This window comes from Pseudomonas sp. GD04058, from assembly GCF_029836855.1.
Lineage (GTDB): Bacteria > Pseudomonadota > Gammaproteobacteria > Pseudomonadales > Pseudomonadaceae > Aquipseudomonas > Aquipseudomonas bharatica.
Map to the genome: position 1 here is coordinate 80144 of NZ_JAOECN010000016.1, position 17599 is coordinate 97742.

A 17599-nucleotide genomic window follows, 5' to 3' on the forward strand; every position below is an offset into this window, starting at 1 on the left:
GTGGCTTAGTGCTTGGTGCTGAACTGCTTCCAGGCTTCGCCTTCGTTCTGCAGGTCGTGGGAACGCTTGATCAGGTATTGGTGGATCTGCTCGACCTGTTCAGGCGTGAAGGCATCGGCGAACGACGGCATGCCGTCGGGTACGCGGCCTCCGTAGAGAATGCCGAGGAACATCTGGTGCTTTTCCGCGGTGAGCTTGCGCAGGTCCGGCAGCACGCCGCCGCTGACCGCGTGGATGCCGTGGCACTGCGAGCAGTAGCCGTCGTAGAGTTTCGCGCCGGCCTCGATGGCCGCCGTATCGGTGCCCAGGGGTGGAGGTTTGGGCGTGTCCGGACGAGGTGCAGGTTCCTGCAGTTTGGCGGTGCCGCCGATCTTGTAGGTCAGCACCTGGGAGAACGGCTGCACACCCGCGCGCAGCGACAACGCCCCGGCAAATGTGGAGAACGCCCCGCCCCAGCCGGCCATGAAGGTCACGTACTGTTCACCGTCGATGCTGTAGGTGATGGGCGCCGCCATCACCCCGCTGGCTGCCGGTTGCTCCCAGAGTTTCTTGCCGCTGTCGGCGGCGTAGGCGATGACGCGGCCATCGGCGCTGCCTTCGAAGACCAGGTTGCCGGCGGTGCTCAGGGTGCCGCCGTTGAAGATGGTCACATAGGGCACTTCCCAGGCGGGCTGCTGCTTGACCGGGTCCCAGGCGATCAACTTGCCGGACCAGCCCTTGGCCATCTCCAGCAGGCCATCGACGTTTTCCGGCATCATCCCGGTGCGCAGGCCCAGCTGGTACATGCTCTTGAACGGGTTGCGCTTCGGCGCCTCGGGAATGTGTTCGTAGTAGGCCGACATGATGTGGGCCGGGATGTACACCAGCCCGGTGTTCGGGTTGTAGGACATCGGCTGCCAGTCATGGGCGCCCCAAAAGGCCGGGGTCACCAGCTTGCGCTTGCCGTCCTTCCAGTACGCGGCGTTCTCGTCATCGACGATGGGCCGGCCGGTCTTCATGTCCATGCCCTTGGTCCAGCTCTGCGGCACGATGCCCTTTGCCGAAAGCAGCTCGCCGGTGGCACGGTCGATCACATAGAAAAAGCCGTTCTTCGGGGCCTGCATCAGCACCTTGCGCTGCCTGCCGTCGATCGCCAGTTCGGCGAGGATCATGTGCTGGGTCGCGGTGTAGTCCCAGGCATCGCCCGGCGTGGTCTGGTAGTGCCAGACGTATTCGCCGGTGTCGGCGTTGACCGCGACGATCGACGACAGGAACAGGTTGTCGCCCTTGGCCTGGCTGCGCCATTTCGGGTCCCATAGCGAGCCGTTGCCGACGCCGATGTACAGCAGGTTCAACTCCGGGTCGAAGGCGAAAGAGTCCCAGGCCGTGCCGCCGCCGCCCTGCTCGACGAAGGCATCGCCATGCCAGGTTTTGGCGGCGATCTCCATGCCCTTGCCTTCCGGTGGCAACTTCGGATCCCCCGGCACGGTATAGAAACGCCAGGCCTGCTTGCCCGTTTCGGCATCATAGGCAGTGACGTAGCCACGCACGCCGAACTCGGCGCCGCCGTTGCCGATCACCACCTTGCCGTTGACCACTCGAGGCGCGCCGGTGATGGTGTAGCTGCGCTTGTGGTCCGCGCGGGTATCGACCGACCAGGCAAGCTGGCCGGTGCGGGCGTCGATGGCTTCCAGGCGGCCATCGAGCACGCCCACGTACACCTTGCCCTTCCACACCGCCACGCCGCGGTTGACCGCGTCGCAGCAGGCTTCACCGGCGCGGTTGCGATCGGATTTAGGATCGTATTTCCAGATCAGCTTGCCGTTGCGGGCATCCAGTGCGTAGACCACGGAAAACGGCCCGGTGGTGTACATCACGCCATCGACCACGATCGGCGTGGCCTCCACGCCCCGGTCCAGATCGAGCTTGTAACTCCAGGCCAGGCCGAGCTGGCCGACGTTGCGGTCGGTGATCTGCTTGAGCGGGCTGTAGCGCTGTTCGTCGTAGGTACGACCGGTGCTCATCCAGTTGCCAGGTTCCTGGTCGGCGGCGATGAGACGTTTGCTGTCGACATTGGCCGGCATCTCGGCGGCCAGGGCAGGTGCCGCAGCCAGGCTCAGCAGCAGCGCGGCGGCCAGGGACTTCAAGGGAATGCCGGCGACGATGGAACGGGCGCCGGGAGGCGAGGCATGGCCAATCTGTGTCATGGGAGTTGTCCTGTTCTTATTAGTGGCGCTTGCTGCGCACAGGCAATGGAGCAACGGCCATGCCAGAGCCCCTTGGCAGCCTGCAAGCGCCGTATCACGCGGGCTTGCCGGAACCGGAGCAACCAGCCAGGTGCAGCGCGGGCGCTACAGGTGTTGCACCTGGCGCTACAGCCCGCGCTACACCTGCCGGGCGAAAACCTTGTTTCACCCGATTTCGTAAGCAATCATGAGCGCATCAACTTGCCGGCGTGCCTGAATATGGAAGAAGCGATCAAGAAGCTGCGTGCATTTCGCGATGCCCGTGACTGGAAGAAATTCCACAACCCCAAGGACCTGGCGCTCGCCTTGAGCATCGAAGCCAGCGAACTGGCGGAAGTGTTCCTGTGGAAGTCGGCCGAGGAAGCCGACATCGCCAGGGTCAGGGAAGAACTGGCCGATGTGCTTGCCTATGCCCTGCTGCTGGCTGATCACTACGAGCTCGACGCGCAGCAGATCATCCTCGACAAGATCGAACTCAACGAGCGCAAGTATCCGGTGGACAAGGCCAGGGGATCTGCCAGGAAATACACGGAGCTGTAATGAACAAAGCCCTGGACGGCAAACCGCTGGTCGAAGTGAACCGCTACGCCTTTTCGCGCCGGACGCTGGAACAACAGCTTCGTGAGCACTTCCACGCAGCGGATTCGTGGCCGCTGGTCTATATCCTCAGCGACGAAGCCAGAAAGCAAGCCTACATTGGCGAGACCGCCGATGCCCTCAAGCGGATGAACACCCACCTGGCCAATGGCGACAAGAGCCTGCTGCGCTCGGTGCATCTGATCAGCAGCGACAGGTTCAACAAGTCGGCGACCCTCGATATCGAATCCTCGCTGATCAAGTACATTGCCGCCGATGGCAGGTTCTCCCTGCTCAACAGCAACCTGGGGCTGGTCGATCACAACTATTACCAGCGCTCCGGACTCTATGCCGCGATCTTCAAGGAGACCTGGAACAAACTGCGCAGTGAAGGGCTGGTGCAGCATTCCCTGGAGTCGATCGACAACTCGGACCTGTTCAAGTACTCGCCTTACAAGTCGCTGTCCTCCGAGCAGCGCCAGGGACTGCTCGGCATCCTGCATGCGCTGCTCGACGAGCAAAGCAAAACCCTGGTGGTGCAAGGTGGCGCGGGCACGGGCAAATCGGTGTTGGCGATCTACCTGTTCAAACTGCTGCACTCGGATATCGATGAAACCAGTTTCCACGAGTTCGATAGTGAACAAGCCGAACTGCGCAACCTGTTGCAGGGCATCAAGCAACGCTACGGCACGCCGAAAATGGCGCTTGTGGTGCCCATGGCGTCGTTTCGCTCAACCTTGAAAAAAGCCTTCAGGCATATTGCCGGGTTGTCCCCGGACATGGTCATCGGTCCTGCCGACCTGACCAAGCGAGACTACGACATCGTCCTGGTGGATGAAGCCCATCGCTTGCGCAAGCGCAGCAACCTGGGGCCCTACTTTAAAGGGTTCGACACTGCCTCCCGGGCACTGGGCTTCGACCCCTTCGGTTGCAGTGAAGTGGACTGGGTCTGCCGCCAGGCGGGAAAGGCGATCTTCTTCTACGACAACAGCCAGTCGATCAAGCCCTCTGATGCCAATGCCGAGGACTTTGCCAGGCTCAAGGCACTGGGCACGACGCAAGTGCAGACGCTGTACTCGCAGTTCCGGGTGCGTGCCGGCAATTCCTATGTGACCTTCCTCGATGAGCTGCTCAACGTCCGCCGAAACGGCCAGCCAAGGTTCACCCCGAAAAACTATGAACTGGCACTGTTCGATTCGCTCGGCGACATGATGCAGGTGGTGCAGGAAAGAAATCGCCAGTTCGGCCTGTCGCGCATGATCGCCGGCTACGCCTGGCCCTGGATCTCGCGGAAGAACAAGGACGCGTTCGATATCGAGATCGACGGTGTGCAATTGCGCTGGAACAGCACCAGCCAGGACTGGATCAATACGCCGGGTTCCGAGGCCGAAGTCGGCTGTATCCACACCACCCAGGGCTATGACCTGAACTTCGCCGCCGTCATCCTTGGCCACGAGATCGGCTACGACAAGGTCCGCGGCGAGATCACCATCGACCCGGCCCGCTATTTCGACCGCAACGGCAAGAGCGGGATCAGGCAGCCGGGCGAACTGAAGCAGTACATTCTCAATATCTACAAGACCATGATGCTCCGCGGTATCCGCGGGACATTCATCTACGCCTGCAACAAGGACCTGCGTGACTACCTGGCGCAGCACCTGCCCTTGCACTCCACGGCAGAGCCCGTGCGCGAAACGGTGAAACCGACCCCCTACGTGAACACGGTGCCACTGTACGACCTGCGCGCTGCGGCAGGCGGCTTCAGCGAGGTACAGCAGGCCGAACGGCAAAGCTGGATCGTCGTTGGCGACGACCTCCCGCTGGACCGCGGCTACTTCGCCTGCGAGGTGCTGGGCGAATCGATGAACACCATCATTCCCGATGGCTCGACCTGCCTGTTCCGCGCCGAGCGAGGCGGCAGCCGCCAAGGCCGGATCGTCCTGGTGGAACTCTGGGATGAAGGCGCAGGTGCCCAGTACACGGTCAAGGAATATCGCAGTGTCAAGGTCGAGGACGAGAATGGCTGGCACCACGAAAAAATCCTGCTGCTACCACGCTCCTCCGACCCGGGGTTCGAGCCGCTGGAATTGCGCGACGACCTGCTATCGAGGTATCGGGTGGTGGGAGAATTCGTACGGGTTATCCGCCAGAACCTGGCCTCCTGACTGGAACTCCTGAACCGTGGAACTCAGACAACTGCGCTACTTCGTGAAAATCATCGAACAGGGCAGCCTCGGTCGCGCCGCGCTGGAGCTGGATGTCGGCGTATCGGCCCTGAGCCAGCAGATCGCCAAGCTGGAAAGCGAGCTGTGTACCCGGCTGCTCAACCGCACCACCACCGGCGTCACCCCGACCACCGCCGGCATGGCGTTCCTGCATCATGCCCAGCTCAGCCTGCGCCAGGCCGACAATGCCATTCTTGCCGCCCACCGCGGACGCATGAGCGGTTATGTCACCGTGGGCCTGCCGCCGACCACCGCGACCGTGCTCGCCCTTCCCCTCATCGACGCGATGCGCGAGCGCTACCCGGATATCCAGTTGCACCTGGTGGAAATGCTCTCCGGCCACCTGGCCGCCCAACTCAATGCCCGCCAGCTCGACCTGGCCATCCTGTTCCAGCTCGAGGGCGGCAAACGCTGGAGCGTGACGCCGCTGCTCGATGAACGGCTGTTCGTCATCAGCGCCCCCCAGGTGCCTCACGCTCCGCATTCCGGCAGCGTGCAACTGGCCGATCTGGGCCAGTTGCCACTGATCATGCCCAGCGTCCAGCACGGGCTTCGCAGCACCTTGATGACGGCGTTCGAACGCTCGGGCCTGGTGCCCAATATCATCATGGAAGTCGATGGCCTGGCCGTGCTGATGAACGCCGTGCGCGCCGGCCACGCCGCTACCATCCAGCCCGGTGCAGCCGCGGCGCTCAAGGGCGAGAACGGGCTTGAAGTGACGCAGATCAGCGACGCCCATGTCGGCCGGCGCAACCTGCTGGCCACCCTGGCGGATGACGAGCTGTCGCCAGCGGCCCTGGCAGCGCGGCGCGTGGTGCTGGACGTGGCGCGGCGGCTGGTCGCCGAGCAGCAGTGGCCCGGGGCGACCTGGATTGCCGACAGCAGTTGCTGAGTCACCAGCCCAGGCCGGCGAAGCCTTTAGTAAAACTGAACACCCCATGCCGTAGTCCGCCTTTCGGCGGGCCCTCGATCGCACTATTTTCCGCTCACTCGCAGCAGGCTCCTCGTTCATGCCGGCTGCGACCGAGGAGCGAAAATGATCGATGTTCTTGTTATTGGCGGCGGCAACGCCGCCCTGTGTGCCGCACTGATGGCCCGCGAGGCGGGGGCCAGCGTCCTGCTGCTGGAAGCCGCACCCAAGGCGTGGCGCGGCGGTAATTCGCAGCACACCCGCAACCTGCGCTGCATGCACGACGCGCCGCAGGATGTACTGGTCGAGGCCTATCCCGAAGAGGAATTCTGGCAAGACCTGCTCAAGGTCACCGGGGGCCTGACCAACGAAAAGCTTGCACGCCTGGTGATCAAGGCTTCGTCCGGTTGCCGGGGCTGGATGCGCCGGCATGGCGTGCACTTCCAGCCATCGCTGTCCGGCGCGCTGCATACCGCTCGCACCAATGCCTTCTTCATGGGCGGCGGCAAGGCGTTGGTCAATGCCTATTTCCGCAGTGCCGAGCGGCTCGGCGTACAGGTTCGCTACGATGCCGGCGTGGTCGATATCGAGATGGATGGCGACCGCTTCGTCGCCGCCCATATCGGTGCGCGCGACGTGCAAGGCCGGCACCTGCCTGCCGAGCGCATCGAAGCGCGCACCTGCGTGCTGGCCGCGGGCGGATTCGAGTCCAACCGCGAATGGCTGCGCGAAGCCTGGGGTCGCAACGAGCGCGGCGAATGGCCGTCGGACAACTTCCTGATTCGCGGCACCCGTTTCAACAACGGCGTACTGCTGCGCCGCATGATCGACCTGGGCGCCGACACCGTCGGCGACCCTACCCAGGCGCACATGGTCGCCATCGATGCACGCGCGCCTTTGTACGACGGCGGGATCTGCACGCGCATCGACTGCGTGTCGCTGGGCATCGTGGTCAATCGCGACAGCCAGCGCTTCTACGATGAAGGCGAGGATTTCTGGCCCAAGCGCTATGCGATCTGGGGGCGCCTGGTGGCCCAGCAGCCTGGCCAGGTCGGCTTTTCGATCATCGACCAGAAAGCCCTCGGACGCTTCATGCCCCCGGTGTTTCCCGGCACCACGGCCAACACCCTGGAGGAGCTGGCCCAGCGCCTGGGCCTTCCGGTACAGGCGTTCGTCGATACGGTACGCGCCTACAACGAGGCCTGCCGCACCGGCACCTTCGACCACACCCGCCTGGACGATTGCCATACCGTCGGCGTGCAACCCGCCAAGAGCCATTGGGCACGCCCGATCGACACACCGCCGTTCTACGGCTACCCCCTGCGCCCGGGCGTGACCTTCACCTACCTGGGCCTGCGCACCGACGAGACGGCCGCGGTGCACTTCGCCGGGCGTCCCAGCCCGAACCTGTTCGTCGCCGGCGAGATGATGGCCGGAAACGTGCTGGGCAAGGGCTACACCGCAGGCGTCGGCATGTCCATCGGCACCGCGTTCGGACGCATCGCCGGCGTCAGCGCGGCCGCCGCCGCCGGCCATCACTACCCATTCGACGAGAACGATCATGACCGCGCAACTGCCTGAACCTCGCCAGGTCGACCCTGCCCAGCCGGGTGTCGAGCTTATCCCGCTGTTGAACCTGCAGGAGCAGGAAGTCGATCGGCAAATGCGCATCTGCAACGCCTGCCGTTACTGCGAAGGGTTCTGCGCGGTATTCCCGGCGATGACCCGCAGGCTGGAGTTCGGCAAGGCCGACATCCACTACCTGGCCAATCTTTGCCACAACTGCGGGGCGTGCCTGCATGCCTGCCAGTACGCCGCACCTCATGAATTCGCGGTCAACGTGCCCCAGGCCATGGCCAGGGTGCGCCTGGATACCTACGCCGAGTACGCCTGGCCACGCAGCCTGGGACGCCTCTATCAGCGCAACGGGCTGACCCTGGCACTGGCCAGCGGTTTCGCCCTGGTGCTGTTCCTGTGCCTGACCCTGCTGGCCATGGGCAATTTGTTCACCGCCATGCCTGGCGGCAACTTCTACGGCATCTTCCCGCATAACACCCTGGTGCTGATGTTCGGCTCGGTGTTCGGCTTCGCCTTGATCGCCCTGGGCCTGGGCGTGCGCCGCTTCTGGCGGGATGTCTCGCCGCCGCCGGCAACCACCGCGCTGAAGACCGCTGCGGCAGTGGAAGCGACGGCCAGTGTCGCCAGGCTCAAGTACCTGGATGGTGGCCATGGCCAGGGCTGCAACAACGCCGATGACCGTTTCACCCTGTGGCGGCGTCGCTTCCACCACCTGACCTTCTACGGTTTCATGCTGTGCCTGGCGGCCACCGCCACCGCGACCCTTTACCACTACCTGCTGGGCCTGGCCGCACCCTATGCGCTGACTAGCCTGCCGGTAATGCTCGGCATCGCCGGCGGCCTGGGCCTGCTGGTAGGACCCGCCGGGCTGCTGTACCTCAACCTGCAGCGCGACCCGACCCAGGGCGACGCCAAGCAGAAACCCATGGACCGCGGCTTCATTGCCCTGCTGTTCCTGGTCAGCGCCAGCGGCCTTGCACTGCTGGCATTTCGTGAAACCAGCGCCCTGGGCCTGCTGCTGGCCCTGCACCTAGGCCTGGTGATGGCGTTCTTCCTGACCATGCCCTACAGCAAGTTCGCCCACGGCATGTTCCGCAGCGCCGCGCTGCTCAAGCACGCCATCGAAAAACGCCAGCCAAACCCGATCGACGCCGGCAGCGAATAAGCGCGACAGCGCCCTTGAACAACAACAAAAACCAGCAAAACGGTAGCCATGATGAAAAACACCAAGCAAACCGCAAGCGCCCGGCTGGGCGCTATCCTGCGGGTCACCAGCGGCAACTTCCTCGAACAGTTCGATTTCTTTCTGTTCGGGTTCTACGCCACCTACATCTCCCAGACGTTCTTCCCCGCCAGCAACGAGTTCACCTCGTTGATGATGACCTTCGCCGTATTCGGCTCGGGTTTCCTCATGCGACCGCTGGGTGCCATCGTGCTCGGCGCTTACATCGACAAGGTGGGCCGGCGCAAAGGGCTGATCGTGACGCTGTCGATCATGGCCGCCGGCACGGTGCTGATCGCCCTGGTGCCGGGCTACGCCAGCATCGGCCTGTTCGCGCCCCTGCTGGTGCTGCTCGGCCGGCTATTGCAGGGCTTTTCGGCCGGTGCCGAGATGGGCGGGGTATCCGTGTATCTGTCGGAAATCGCCACGCCAGGGCGCACCGGCTTCTATACCAGCTGGCAGTCGGCAAGCCAGCAGGTGGCGATCGTCGTGGCGGCAGCGCTGGGCTACACCTTGAATACCTGGATGCAGGCCAGCGAGCTGGCCGCGTGGGGCTGGCGCATCCCGTTCTTCATCGGTTGCGTGATCATCCCGTTCATCTTCGTCATCCGCCGCTCGTTGCAGGAAACCGAAGCGTTCAAGGCCCGCAAGCACCACCCGGGCGCCAGCGAGGTCTTCCGCTCCATGTGCGACAACTGGCGCACCGTGCTGGCGGGCGGGCTGCTGGCGGCAATGACCACCACCACGTTCTACTTGATCACGGTGTACACGCCCACCTTCGGCAAGACCGTGCTGCACCTGAGCAGTACCGACAGCCTGGTGGTGACACTGCTGGTCGGGGTGAGCAACTTCATCTGGCTGCCCATCGGCGGCAGCCTGTCCGACCGCATCGGCCGCCGGCCGCTGCTGCTGGGCATCTCCCTGCTGTGCGTGCTGACCGCTTACCCGGCCATGCACTGGCTGGCCGAGGCCGCCAGTTTCGAGCGGCTGCTGGCGGTATTGCTGTACTTCTCGTTCTTCTTCGGCATGTACAACGGTGCCATGGTCGCGGCGCTGACCGAGGTCATGCCGCAGAACGTGCGGGTGGTGGGTTTCTCGCTGGCGTTCAGCCTGGCTACCGCGCTGTTCGGCGGCTTCACTCCGGCCGTATCGACACTGCTGGTCGAAGCCACCGCAGACAAGGCCTCACCGGCCTACTGGCTGATGTTCGCAGCGGTATGCGGCTTCACCGCTACCACCGTGCTGTACCGCCGGGCCAGGCCTGCGGTGGCTCGCAACTGCTGAACCACCGCTCCACCCCGCTGAGGATGCCGGGCGAAGGCCGCAACCTTCGCCTCAGGCACTGCCCACCCGGTCCAGCTCGTTGACCGACACCCCGGCCTGGTCAAGCCAGGCCTTGCGCCGGACAAACAGGTCGGGGGCCGTCTCGTTGACCTCGGTGATCAGCACGTCCAGTTCGGCGCTCTTGAGCTGGCCGTTTTCCACCAGCACGCGCCCGGCGACCATGGTCATGTCCACGTCTCCGCCCTGCACGGCGTGTACCAGGTTGTGATGAAGGTTGGCCAGCGGACCACGGGAAATCAATGGCGTCATTCTCGGCGTGTCGACACGGATAGCGATGATGTCGGCGGCCTTGCCGATCTCCAGCGAGCCGATCCGGTCGTCCATGCCCAGGGCGCGTGCGCCGTCGATGGTAGCCATGCGACACACCGACCAGGCATCGAGCGCCGCGGCGTCAAGACTGGCGAACTTGGCCAACAGCGAGGACACCTTCATCTCCTCGAACATATCCAGGTTGTTGTTCTCCTTTTCGCCATCGGTCCCCAGGCCAACGGCAACGCCCGCCGCCAGGAGTTTCACGATCGGAGCGGCTCCCGACGCCAGCTTCATGTTGCTGACCGGGTTGTGCGCCACCCCGACCCTGCGCCGGGCCATCAAGGCGATTTCCTGGTCATCGACCCAGACGCAATGGGCCAGCAGCACCTTACTGGCATCGAGCAAACCGAACTTCTCCAGGGCCTGGACGGGACGTACGCCGTAGCGCCGCAGGGTTTCCTCGACATCGAAGCGGCTTTCGTTGCTGTGGGTGTGGAACCCCACCTGGTTGGCCTTGCACATGTCGGCGATGCGCTTCCAGGCCTGCGGCACGGCGTAGAACAGGTGCTCCAGGCCGACCCACACGTCGATGCGCCCGTTCGCTGCGCCGTGCCAGCGCTGGATCAAGGCATCGTTTGCGTCCAGGGTTTCGAAGTAGTCATGGTCCGGATGCTCGGCCACATAGGGGACCAGTACCGCACGGATGCCCAGCTCGTTGGCGGCCTCGGCGCTGCCATGCATGTAGCGCCACATATCCACCAGCGTGGTGGTGCCCGACAGCAGCGCTTCGCTGTAGCAGAGCATCGACGCCAGGCGCGCCTCGCCGGGCAGCAGCACACGGTGCATGGGATCGATGTAGGCCTGCAGCCAGTCCCAGACCGGCAGGCCCTCGGCAGTGCCGCGGAGCATGCCGGAGTGGCAGTGGGTATTGACCAGGCCCGGCATCAGCAAGCGATCGGTCAGGCGACGGACCGGGGCCAGCGGGTGCCGGGCGAGCAACTCGTGCGCCGGGCCGATATCGGCGATCAAACCGTCCCGGACCAGCACTGCGCCGTCCTCGATCACGCTATTGCGGGCATCCATGGTGAGGACGAAGTCGGCCCTGATGAGTTCACAAGTCATCGTGTTTAACCTTCTTGCTGTTTATAGGGTGTGCAGGCGTTCAGCTGTCGCCGAGCGCGGCAGAGCGGGCAGCTTGCGCCCGGGCTTCGTCGGCCGTGCCCAGGCCGTTGAACAGGAGGTTGAGGAGCATGGCGCTGCAAACGCTGAGGACGATCCCGCTTTCGGTGAATACCCGGCACCAGTCGGGCAAATGATGAAAGTACTGCGGCGAGACCATCGGGATCATGCCGATGCCCACGCTGGTGGCGACGATCAGGAGGTTGGAACGCGACCGCTCGAAATCGACCGTTGCAAGGATGCGCACGCCCATCAGCGTGACCATGCCGAACATCACCATGCCGGCGGCACCCAGAACGTACTGGGGCGTGGACGCGACGATCCAGGCCAGTTTGGGAAACAGCCCCAGGCCGATCAGGATCATCGCCCCGGCCATGCACACATAGCGGCTCCTGACCCCGGTAATGGTCACCAGGCCGATGTTCTGCGAAAAGGAGGTATAGGGAAACGCGTTGAACACCCCGCCAAGAATGGCCCCCAGCCCATCGGAGCGAAGCCCGCGGACCAGCCTTTCGCGGGTGGTCGGACGGTCGACCATCTTGCCCAGGGCGAGGAACATCCCGGTCGACTCGACCATGGTCACCAGCATGACCAGGCACATCGATACGACTGCGACCACATCGAATTTCGGCATGCCGAAGGCGAACGGTGTGATCGTCGCCAGCCATGGCGTCTGCTGCAGGCCGTCAAGCGCGATATCGCCACGCAACAGAGCGATGAAGAAACCGGCCAGCACACCCAGCAGGACCGCGATATTGGCGAGAAACCCTTTTGCGAAGCGATTGATACCCAGGATGAGGATCAGCTGCAAAAGCGAAATGGCCAGGTAGGCCGGTTTACCGTAGTCCGGATTGGGACTGCCGTTGGCCAGCACCGGGTTGCCGCCGGCCGACCAGTCGATCCCGACGCGCATCAGGCTGATGCCGATGACCAGCAGCACGGTCCCCGTCACCACCGGTGGAAAGAAGCGCAGAAGCCGGCCCATGAGCGGCGCAAAAAGAATCCCGAACAGACCGGATGCGATGATCGCCCCATAGACGCCCGGCAGCCCGAGTGACGGGTTCAGGGCGATGGCGATCATCGGCGTGACCGAGGCGAAGGTGACGCCCATCATGATCGGCAAGCGGATGCCGAAGAAACGGTTGCCTGCGCATTGCACAAGCGTGGCCAGGCCGGCGGCGAACAGGTCGGCGTTGATGATCAGGGTCAACTGGTCCTTGGGAAGCTGCAGCGCGGCGCCAAGGATCAGCGGAACGATGATGCATGCCGAATACATCACCAGCACATGCTGGAAGCCCAGTATCAGTGTTTGCGCCAGCGGAAGCCGCTGGTCTACGGGGTGAACGGTGTTGGTCATTGCCTTCTCCTGGTTGGCATGGTCGAGGCAGTGATGGGATAGGATTTTTGTCGTGATTGTTTTTATATGGCGGGGCAAACATGCGCCCCGCCGCTCCCGTTGTAAAAATGGGACCTATCAATTTTTTTCATGGTGCAACGATGAGGATGTCCCTGGAGCAACTGGCCGCCTTTTGCGCAGTCGCCAGCGAGCGCTCGTTCTCCGCCGCAGCGCGCAAGCTGAACAAATCGCAGTCGGCGGTGAGCATTTCCATCGGCAACCTGGAGATCGACCTGGGTGTCACCCTGTTCGACCGCAGTCATCGCTATCCGCAGTTGACCGGCGAAGGGCGTGCGCTGCTGCGCGACGCCGAGGCAATCCTCGGGCAGTGCTTCAACATGGAAAACCGGGCCAGCAGCCTGGCCGAAGAGCTGGAGACCGAGCTGGCGATCAGCATCGACGATGCGATTCCCTACCAGGCACTCGCGCCCGTGATGGAGTATTTTTCCAGGCAGTTCACCCATGTCGACCTGACCGTGCTGCATCCGTCCCGGCAGGACGCCCTTGACCTGATCGAGGAGAAGAAGGTGCTGCTGGGGATCCTGTGCACGCGCTCGCATTACCCCAGGAACCTGCAGTTCAAACGCCTGGGCAGCATCACCTTCAGCAATGTCGTGTGCCGGGATCATCCGCTGGCGCGGATGGCGCCGGTGAGCTTCACCAGTTGAGCAACTTCCGGCAACTGGTCTATCTGCCGTTCCAGGACCGGCTGCCTACCAGCGAATACCTCAACTCACCGAATCACTGGCGGGTTGAAAGCTATCTCACCCTGATGAACATGCTGCGCGAAGGCATGGGCTGGGCTACTGTCCCTACGCAGCTCATGCAGGACCTCAGCCCTGACGGACAACTGGTCGAGCTGGAGCTGGAAGCGTATCCGTTCACCGACTGGACCGTGGGGGTCGACCTGGTCTGGTCGTCGCTGTCGCGTTCTGGCAAGGCTGGCACCTGGCTGCGTGAGCAGCTTGGGCGGACACGGATCCCGACAGTCGGAAAATGAGTTTTGTGCGCGCCAATGCCAGGGCGCTTATCGATTCGCCACCACACCATCCGAGGAGACTGCCAATTGGCTGATACCGACACCCCTGCCACCGAGCGACCACAGGTCGAGCGCCCTCCCGTGGGCGTCCTCGAAGCGTTCCTGTTCTGGCTGAAACTGGGCTTCATCAGCTTTGGCGGGCCCGCTGGGCAGATCTCCATCATGCACCAGGAGCTTGTCGAGCGTCGGCGCTGGATCAGCGAGAAGAGGTTCCTGCATGCGCTGAACTACTGCATGCTCCTGCCCGGACCAGAAGCACAGCAATTGGCTACCTATCTAGGCTGGCTGATGCACCGGAGCTGGGGCGGAGTGATCGCCGGCGCGTTGTTCGTGTTGCCATCGCTGCTGATCCTGATCGGCTTGTCCTGGATCTACATCGCCTTTGGCGAAGTACCGGCCGTGGCCGGGATCTTCTACGGCATCAAGCCGGCGGTGACCGCCATCGTCGTCCATGCGGCGCACCGGATCGGCTCCCGGGCCCTGAAAAACCCCTGGCTGTGGGCAATCGCCGCAGCCTCGTTCGTGGCCATCTTCGCGTTGAACGTGCCCTTCCCGCTGATCGTGCTGGGCGCCGGGATCATCGGTTACATCGGCGGTCGCCTGGTACCGGAGAAATTCGTGATCGGCGGTGGGCACAAGGCGGCCAGCACCGATTACGGCCCTGCCCTGATCGATGACCACACGCCAGCCCCCGAGCACGCCCGCTTCCGCTGGCCCCGCCTGCTTGGCCTGATCGTGCTCGGTGCGGCCCTCTGGCTGCTGCCCATGGGCGTCCTGCTCGCAGCCTTCGGCTGGAACGGCACGCTGACCCAGATGGGCTGGTTCTTTACCAAGGCCGCGCTGCTTACCTTCGGTGGCGCCTATGCGGTTCTGCCCTATGTCTATCAAGGAGCAGTGGGGCATTACGGATGGCTGACGCCGACCCAGATGATCGACGGCCTCGCCCTGGGGGAAACCACCCCCGGGCCGCTGATCATGGTGGTGGCCTTCGTCGGGTTCGTAGGCGGCTATGCACATCCCATGTTCGGCGCCGACCATCCGTTCGCCGCCGGCGCGATCGCCGCGAGCCTGGTCACCTGGTTCACCTTCCTGCCGTCGTTCCTGTTCATCCTCGCTGGCGGCCCGCTGGTGGAGTCGACCCGCAACGAACTGAAGTTCACCGCGCCATTGACCGCAATCACCGCCGCCGTGGTCGGGGTCATCCTCAATCTGGCACTGTTCTTCGGCTTCCACGTGCTCTGGCCAAACGGCTTCGCAGGGATGTTCGACTGGCCTTCGGCATTGATCGCCGCAGGCGCAGCCGTCGCCCTGTTCCGCTTCAAGCGCGGAGTGATCCAGGTGTTGGTGGCCTGCGCGCTGATCGGCCTGGCGATTCATCTCGTTAGGTGGTGAGGGGACTCAGTTGTCCGGCAGGCGCGACACCCGGGTACGGGACCCTCGCGCCATGCTGGAAAAGACGCCATCACGGAAAATCCAGGCGTGCACCAGGGCAGCACCGATATGCCCCAGAAGCAGCGCGAACAGCAGCCATGCGCCGATTCCGTGTGCCAAGCGCAGCCATGCGTAAAGCACCGGGTTTTCGGGGACTATGGCGGGCAGCATCCATCCGTCCATGAGGATGACGGGCCAGTTGCCTGCGGAACGTACCGCCCAGCCGAGCAGCGGCAAGGCGATCATCATCAGGTAAAGCAACCAGTGGGAAGCATGTGCCGCCGCCGCCTGCCATCGTGGAACACTCGCGGGCAGCGGCGGCACCGCTCGCAGCAGGCGATTGGCAAGACGCAGCAACGCCAGGACCAGGATGGCAATCCCCAGCGGTTGGTGCAGGTCGATCAACCAGGGACGCAGGGACAATGAACTCATCATGCCGACGCCGATGAAGAGCATGGCCATGATTCCGATCGCCATTGCCCAGTGCAGGACTCGTCCGAGAAGGTTGAAATGCCCAGGTGCGGGCGCGGGGGTTTCAGGTAGGTCGTGCATCATTCGCCGTCCTTCTTGCCGATAGCCTGGGTCGCTTTTCCAAACCCGATCTCGCGCAGGCGCGCGTTATAGGAGTGCGAATAAATTCCAGCCCGTGCTGCCAGTACAGGATCCTTGGACAGTTCGATACCCGAGGGCACGAGCGTGGGATCGAAGTTGATATCGCGGCATCCGCCTTCGGCCTGATCGCGAACGCTGGTCACCTCCAGCGTACCGGCGACCACCTGTTGCCGCTCGGGAGGCCATGGCTGGGAAGGATCATCGACCGGATCGCCGGCTTCGGCCAATTGCAGGACCAGGTCCCAATAAAGCGACCCGTTCGCCGACCGCTGTTTTATGTCCTCGAACAGAAAATCATGGCCAGCCTTCGCCCGCTCTTCGGCAGAAAGGCCTGGCAGCGTCGCATGGGGTCGCATGGACCAGCGCACGGCCTGGCGCTTGCCATCCGCGGCCAGCAACACGAAAGCGTTGATCACGTTGTACTGCGCACCTGCGAAACTGCGCGGCCAGGGCGCGGTAGCCTTGTACTCGACCGCCTTGCGCGCTTCAGGATACTTCTCGAAGAACGCAGCGACACGTGCCGGATCCGGCTGCCCCGTGGCAGGATCGGGCTCGAAAGCGCTTCTCTGCGCCAGGAATCCCTCGGCATCACGGGTCGGGAAATAGGGTGCGTTGTTCAGCTTCATCCGCCATTGCGACTGGTCGTCGGCGGTAAGCAACAAGGCCATGCTGACGGTACTGGTGGAAGTATCGGCCGCATGGGGATCTCCGGACCCGATGGAGAAGCGTCCGATGGCCGGGATGTCCTGTTGGGAGAAAACACGAGCCTTCGACAGCGAGGACGCGGCCCCGCTACTGTGAAAGACCCCGGTGAAACACACACCCTTGCCATGTGCACGACGATAACCGGGCTCGAACTCCTGCAGCGTATTGCCAAGGAATGTCCTGGTGGTGGTCCGATCCCCTAGCAGACCCGCAGCCCAGGCGAACAGCAGCGCCAACCCGCCGACAATGACGGCGATGGCTGCGAGAGGAAACCAGATTGTCTTGAATTTTCGCGCTTGCACAGCACTCCCTCGGGATCTGTCGATCCACATTGAATTACCGATCGAGAAGCCTAGCGCATTTTGGAAAAGATCCCTTGAGCCGGCGTCGTCACTGGACCGTCCCGCTTGAAGAATCGTTCCTAGGCTGTGTGTGAAAAGCCTTGATACTCGATGATGCTGCGTTGAAAACAGCCTCGGAATGCTCATTTACAACCCGTAAACTCCGCTTCCTCGGCTGTTTTCGCCTTGCCTGACCTTCGTCTCAAGACTTTTCACACAGACCCTGGGCCGGCCGAAAATATTCGGACCCGGAAATGAAAAATGCCAGTCAGCTAGGCTGACTGGCATTTCATGTTTGGAGCGGGAAACGAGACTCGAACTCGCGACCCCGACCTTGGCAAGGTCGTGCTCTACCAACTGAGCTATTCCCGCTTTTTTACCGCTTTACGATGTGGCATGTGGATGACCACTAACCAGCATCTATGAAAATCCAGTCCGAGACAGCAACTGGATCTTCGGGGGATTTTTGGTCGGGACGGAGTGATTCGAACACTCGACCCCTTGCACCCCATGCAAGTGCGCTACCGGGCTGCGCTACGCCCCGACTACATTCTCGGTATTGCT

14 protein-coding genes and 2 tRNA genes are annotated in these 17599 nt (G+C 63.2%); 9 read left to right on the top strand and 7 right to left on the bottom strand.

All coding sequences use genetic code 11. From position 1 onward, the window contains the following. Positions 1-5: 5 nt before the first annotated feature. On the bottom strand, positions 6-2186 hold the full coding sequence (locus N7650_RS15335) for a PQQ-dependent dehydrogenase, methanol/ethanol family (protein ID WP_279898954.1): 2181 nt from the start codon (positions 2184-2186) through the stop codon (positions 6-8). Positions 2187-2444: 258 nt separating this feature from the next. Here N7650_RS15335 and N7650_RS15340 point away from each other — a divergent pair, with 258 nt between their 5' ends. The 6 genes from N7650_RS15340 to N7650_RS15365 all read left to right on the top strand — a co-directional run bounded on the left by N7650_RS15340 (position 2445) and on the right by N7650_RS15365 (position 10020). Then, complete coding sequence (locus N7650_RS15340) at positions 2445-2765, top strand: nucleotide pyrophosphohydrolase (protein WP_037058315.1); 321 nt, start codon at positions 2445-2447, stop codon at positions 2763-2765. Beyond that, entirely contained in the window at positions 2765-4966 is a 2202-nt protein-coding gene (locus N7650_RS15345; RefSeq protein ID WP_279898955.1) for a DNA/RNA helicase domain-containing protein, read from the top strand. The genes N7650_RS15340 and N7650_RS15345 overlap by 1 nt, the downstream gene beginning before the upstream one ends. Positions 4967-4982: 16 nt before the next feature. Further along, positions 4983-5918, top strand: a complete 936-nt coding sequence (locus N7650_RS15350; protein WP_009394067.1) for a LysR substrate-binding domain-containing protein — start codon at positions 4983-4985, stop codon at positions 5916-5918. 144 nt (positions 5919-6062) lie between these two features. Then, the gene (gene tcuA / locus N7650_RS15355) at positions 6063-7517 is read left to right on the top strand and encodes an FAD-dependent tricarballylate dehydrogenase TcuA (protein ID WP_009394066.1); all 1455 of its coding nucleotides are present in this window, start codon (positions 6063-6065) and stop codon (positions 7515-7517) included. Continuing rightward, positions 7498-8679 (top strand): tricarballylate utilization 4Fe-4S protein TcuB, encoded by a 1182-nt coding sequence (gene tcuB / locus N7650_RS15360; protein WP_279898956.1) that lies wholly within the window; start codon positions 7498-7500, stop codon positions 8677-8679. The genes tcuA and tcuB overlap by 20 nt, the downstream gene beginning before the upstream one ends. A 48-nt stretch (positions 8680-8727) precedes the next feature. After that, positions 8728-10020, top strand: a complete 1293-nt coding sequence (locus N7650_RS15365) for an MFS transporter (RefSeq protein WP_009394064.1) — start codon at positions 8728-8730, stop codon at positions 10018-10020. A 51-nt stretch (positions 10021-10071) separates the two neighbouring features. Here the strand turns inward: N7650_RS15365 and N7650_RS15370 are convergent, their stop codons facing one another. Beyond that, positions 10072-11454, bottom strand: coding sequence for an amidohydrolase (locus tag N7650_RS15370; protein ID WP_279898958.1), 1383 nt, complete (start codon positions 11452-11454; stop codon positions 10072-10074). Positions 11455-11494: 40 nt separating this feature from the next. Continuing rightward, the gene (locus tag N7650_RS15375; RefSeq protein ID WP_279898959.1) at positions 11495-12868 is read right to left on the bottom strand and encodes a nucleobase:cation symporter-2 family protein; all 1374 of its coding nucleotides are present in this window, start codon (positions 12866-12868) and stop codon (positions 11495-11497) included. A 140-nt stretch (positions 12869-13008) separates the two neighbouring features. Here N7650_RS15375 and N7650_RS15380 point away from each other — a divergent pair, with 140 nt between their 5' ends. The 3 genes from N7650_RS15380 to chrA all read left to right on the top strand — a co-directional run bounded on the left by N7650_RS15380 (position 13009) and on the right by chrA (position 15338). Next, positions 13009-13575: a LysR family transcriptional regulator gene (locus N7650_RS15380; protein ID WP_279898960.1), complete on the top strand. Its 567-nt coding sequence runs from the start codon at positions 13009-13011 to the stop codon at positions 13573-13575. After that, positions 13572-13907, top strand: a complete 336-nt coding sequence (locus tag N7650_RS15385; protein WP_279898961.1) for a LysR substrate-binding domain-containing protein — start codon at positions 13572-13574, stop codon at positions 13905-13907. Before N7650_RS15380 ends, N7650_RS15385 begins: the two co-directional genes overlap by 4 nt. Positions 13908-13973: 66 nt before the next feature. After that, complete coding sequence (gene chrA / locus N7650_RS15390) at positions 13974-15338, top strand: chromate efflux transporter (RefSeq protein WP_279898962.1); 1365 nt, start codon at positions 13974-13976, stop codon at positions 15336-15338. A gap of 6 nt (positions 15339-15344) precedes the next feature. Here chrA and N7650_RS15395 read toward each other — a convergent pair whose 3' ends face one another. The 4 genes from N7650_RS15395 to N7650_RS15410 all read right to left on the bottom strand — a co-directional run bounded on the left by N7650_RS15395 (position 15345) and on the right by N7650_RS15410 (position 17579). Next, positions 15345-15932: a cytochrome b/b6 domain-containing protein gene (locus N7650_RS15395; protein ID WP_240160513.1), complete on the bottom strand. Its 588-nt coding sequence runs from the start codon at positions 15930-15932 to the stop codon at positions 15345-15347. Further along, on the bottom strand, positions 15929-16996 hold the full coding sequence (locus N7650_RS15400) for a catalase family peroxidase (protein WP_051032657.1): 1068 nt from the start codon (positions 16994-16996) through the stop codon (positions 15929-15931). Before N7650_RS15400 ends, N7650_RS15395 begins: the two co-directional genes overlap by 4 nt. A gap of 335 nt (positions 16997-17331) precedes the next feature. Further along, positions 17332-17407 (bottom strand) — tRNA-Gly (locus N7650_RS15405). A gap of 95 nt (positions 17408-17502) precedes the next feature. After that, positions 17503-17579: transfer RNA gene (locus N7650_RS15410), tRNA-Pro, on the bottom strand. Positions 17580-17599: the final 20 nt, after the last annotated feature.